Here is a 4,167-nt window from a genome sequence, read left to right on the forward strand (position 1 = left end):
TATAATCAGTTAGTTAACAAATTATTAGGAGGCGAAAAATAAAATGAATTTTTCAATTGACAGCGAAATAAAATCACTTTGTCCTAATGCAACTTTAGGAATATTAACATATTCTGTAACTGTAGAAAAAACTTCTGATTCTCTTTTAGATAAATTTAATTCTATTATATCAGAATTAGAAAACAAATACGTTACAGAAGATATAGTAAAAATAAACCACATACACACTACAAGAAAGGCGTACAAAGCACTTGGAAAATCTCCATCCTCTTACAGAAACGCTTCAGAAGCAATGCTTAGAAGAATAGTAAAAGGCAAGGGTCTTTACAATATAAATAATGTAGTTGAAATCAACAATATCATCTCTGTTTGCTCTGGATATTCTATAGGCTCTTACGACTTGAGCTGTGTATCTGAAAATATAACATTGAAGAGAGTTCCAGACGGTGAAAATTACGATGGAATAGGAAAATCATCTGTAAATATCGAACACCTTCCTACTCTATACGATGAAGAAGGTCCATTTGGAAATCCAACTAGTGACAGCCAAAGAGCTATGATCAAAGAAGGCGAAAGAAATGTAGCAAGTGTAATCTATTCATTTGATGGCAGTGATGATCTAGAAAAATGGATGGAAGAATTTAAAAACTTGCTTACAGAATACACTGATGCCAAAGATATCGATACCTTTATAGTCGAATAAAAATTAAGAACCGATATCCCTTAAACTATATAATCTAAAGGATATCGGTCTATATATTTATAATTGAGCTCAATTGTGCAAGTTTAAATATACATTTATATTATTGGCACAATTTTATTTTTTATACATTTTTAATATAATTTTTCTTTATCTAGTTTTTCGATATATTTTTCAGCTAATTCATTTAATTGCTTTTTAAATTGTCTATTATCTAATTCTGGTTTCTTTTCTATTTCTTCTAATATTTCAAATTTAAAAGATTTTGGTCCATATTTTTTCCAGTCACTTTGAAGCTTTGGATTTAGACAGCTATTGATTGATACTGAGAAATTAAATCTATTTTCCATTGATTTTAAATCTATCTCACCTTTTATCAGGCTCTTTCCAGTTTCTATATTAGTTATTTTGTAGACACCACCTGTTGTTTTCTTTTCTTTGTATTCATATATCACCTGTTTGCGTTTTTCGTTTTTCATATCATTTTCACCACCTTTGAATTTTTTTATTTTTTCTCTAATTTTTTTATCCTCGTCAGCTTTATCTGTTTGATTTTTTAATGCTTTTTTCTTATTTCTGCTTTTTACTACATTTGCACAGTTTCTACATGAAGGAGAGCAGTATTTTTCTCTATCTGTTTTTGCAAAAAACGCCTTATTGCAATAACTACAGCGGTTTAATATGCTATTATCGTCAGTCAAGGCAAATGCGTATATTACATCAATAGTAGATTGTAGAGAATCAAAATCCCATTTAATCTGAGGCTTATCGAACATCGCTACTGTAAATCCTATTTTTTGTGGATTAAATTTATCTGGCATTATCTCCACTGGCTCAGTTAAGTTAGCATTTTTGTAGATTATCAGTTGATTTAAATTTTTTGATATATTCTTGGCGTATTCTAATATCCAATCTACTCTTTCTGCATAAAACTTAGAAAATACTATATCCATTACCAATGGCTTCTTACCATAGAATCTAGGTGAATCCTCAGCCTTCACAACAGTTAAATGCTCATCAAACTCCCTCGTATATATATCCTCTTCTGTCGCAAAAGTCGTAAATAATTTTATATATTCATCGCTCTTCATAATATTATTATTTTCTAGGTTTTCTATTGTATTGCTTATTATATTATTTTGTGTAAATAATACACTCTCTTCTCCTACTATATTTCTGTTATACACACTCGAACTTATTAGACCAAGTAAGCCGTAATTTTTCACAAATAAAATTAATTTATTGTAAATCGCAGCTTTATCTTGCTCCGCTTTTAATGCTTCATCCCCCAAATCAATTAAATCAAATAAAATTTTATTCGATTTTTCAAATGGATCGTAAATTGTATAATTGCTGTTTTCTGCTGGAATTACATAAATATCGCCGTTTGAATCCTCTCTCATATCGTAATCACTGTATTTTATCCATTTACTAGTAAAATTCTTTAAATAAAACTCATTTTTCATAATTTAGCACACTCCTTTCATCAAAATATGTGTTAATATATTACTATATTAAATATATTAACACATATTTTGTTTTTTGCAAGTCCTTGCACAAAAAAAGCTAGTAAATTTAATGTATCTAAAAAATACATAAATTTTACTAGCTTTGATTTAGAATGCTTCTTCTGTCAATTCTTCTGAATTTTTCTTGATGTTTCCTATAATATCTAGGATTTTTCTAGCATCGTCCATATTATTTTTAAACAATTGAGTTATATTTCCCACACTTCTAAATGGATCCTCCATAAAAATTTTATTGTCCTCTACAAATCCATTTTTAACTATATAATCTACTATAAGCTTTACAAAGTGAATTTGTGTAGAATTTAATGTCTCACTATTTAAAAACTCAGAAAATGCTTCATTTGCCGCTTGTCTATCTAGTCCAACTATTTTTCTGACTAGCTTACCTAATGGCATATCCCCAAATTCCTTTTCATAATCTGATGCAGTTCCAAGCTGATTCCACATTATATCCTCTAAAGTTTGTAAGTCTTGTTTTGTTATCTTTTTATTATTTCTAAGCTTGTAGATTACCATGTCGTCTGTGTGTTCTTTTAAGTAATGCTCTACCTTTTGCTTGTAATTTTTCAAGTCGTTTATGTTGTACATAGCTCCATTTGAAGCTTCTGTTACTATCATATCTTCAAATTGTGTATAGTATATGCGTGTAATATCTGGTTCAATATATTGTATTAACTCCCTCATAGCCTCTCTAACTTCTTCAAGATCATTTATACTTACATCTTCCCAAAAATCTTCATTTCTAACCTTGTCTATTATACATTTTTGAGCCTTGACTTGAGGTATAGTTCCTAATCTAGCTAACTGATTAGCTGTGGATATAACACTTTTGATTCCTCTGCTAGCATTAGTTTCAGATAATTTGGCAAACTCTATAGTGTACATTACAAAGTCAAATCTCTTGGCAAGCTCATCTTCACCAAAAGTCGTGATAAGTGGCGATATCTCATCCTTTAGTTCCTTGGATTCAATAGCTCCAAGCACCTTCAAGCTATCTTGATTTTTATACTTATTCACATACTTAGCATTTAATCTAACTCTATAGCTTTCATCCGGCAATGCTTTTATCTGTTGATAAATACTCTCTGATAGAACCTTTCTATATTCGACGTATTCTTCATCTGAGTATTTTATATCTTGAAGCTCCTTGATTATATCGACCTTCAGGTTGAATAATCTCTCATCTAGAGAAAGGACTATCTTGCTTTCATATCCCTTTGGATTTTCTCTAAAGAAATCAAAGTTACTGCAGTAATCAAATATCAAGAATTTATCCTTATCAAGCCCTAATCCAAGTAAATCCTTGCAAAGTCTAGTTCCTCTACCTATCATCTGCCAGAATTTAGTCTTTGATTTGACCTTTTTGAAGAAAACTAAGTTGAGTATCTCAGGCACATCTATTCCTGTATCTAACATATCCACAGATACTGCAATTTGTGGTAGCTTGTCTTTTTGTTTAAAATTATCAATTATATTGTCGACATACTTAGTGTCGTAATCTATAACTTGAGCAAATTTACCGCCGTATTGTGGATAAATAGTGTTAAATCTATCTACTATTGCAACTGCATGTCTGTGACTTTTTGCAAAAATTATAGTTTTTCCTAGGATATTTCCGCCTTCTATTTTCAAACCTTTTTCCATAAGATTACTCAAAACTAAATCTATAGTATCGGCATTAAATAGCCATTTATTAATAGCAGTATTTGAAATTTCTTTGTCAATTCTTTCATCATCATCAAAAGTATCTTCATACTGTTCTTTTTCTTCGTCTGACAATTGATCGTATTTTATACCATTTTCCATTATTTTAGTCTTTACCTCTATAGTTCTGTAGTCAACTAAATATCCGTCCTCAACTGCTTGTTCGTATTCATAAGCATAAGTCGGAACGCCGCTTTCAAGCTCGAATACTGTATAAGTATTTTTATCTATTTC

Annotated in this window: 3 protein-coding genes; 1 reads left to right on the forward strand and 2 read right to left on the reverse strand. The window is 30.2% G+C overall.

The genetic code is table 11. The annotated features are described in order from the left end of the window. Positions 1 to 43 precede the first annotated feature (43 nt). The gene (locus MR593_RS08540) at positions 44 to 703 is read left to right on the forward strand and encodes a B3/B4 domain-containing protein (RefSeq protein ID WP_290691886.1); all 660 of its coding nucleotides are present in this window, start codon (positions 44 to 46) and stop codon (positions 701 to 703) included. Positions 704 to 834: 131 nt separating this feature from the next. Here MR593_RS08540 and MR593_RS08545 read toward each other — a convergent pair whose 3' ends face one another. Both MR593_RS08545 and MR593_RS08550 read right to left on the reverse strand, forming a co-directional pair. Then, a complete protein-coding gene (locus tag MR593_RS08545) occupies positions 835 to 2,166 on the reverse strand; it encodes a GIY-YIG nuclease family protein (RefSeq protein WP_290691888.1) in 1,332 nt (443 codons plus the stop codon). Positions 2,167 to 2,316: 150 nt separating this feature from the next. After that, positions 2,317 to 4,167 (reverse strand): type I restriction-modification enzyme R subunit C-terminal domain-containing protein (locus tag MR593_RS08550; protein WP_290691890.1); only part of this gene is annotated, 1,851 nt, incomplete at its 5' end.

It is taken from the genome of Intestinibacter sp. (assembly GCF_022780145.1).
GTDB lineage: Bacteria > Bacillota > Clostridia > Peptostreptococcales > Peptostreptococcaceae > Intestinibacter.

Excerpts from the sequence above, each read along its gene's own strand:
- MR593_RS08540 (WP_290691886.1), top strand. The coding sequence starts at position 44 with ATGAATTTTTCAATTGACAGCGAAATAAAATCACTTTGTCCTAATGCA.
- MR593_RS08545 (WP_290691888.1), bottom strand. The coding sequence starts at position 2,166 with ATGAAAAATGAGTTTTATTTAAAGAATTTTACTAGTAAATGGATAAAA.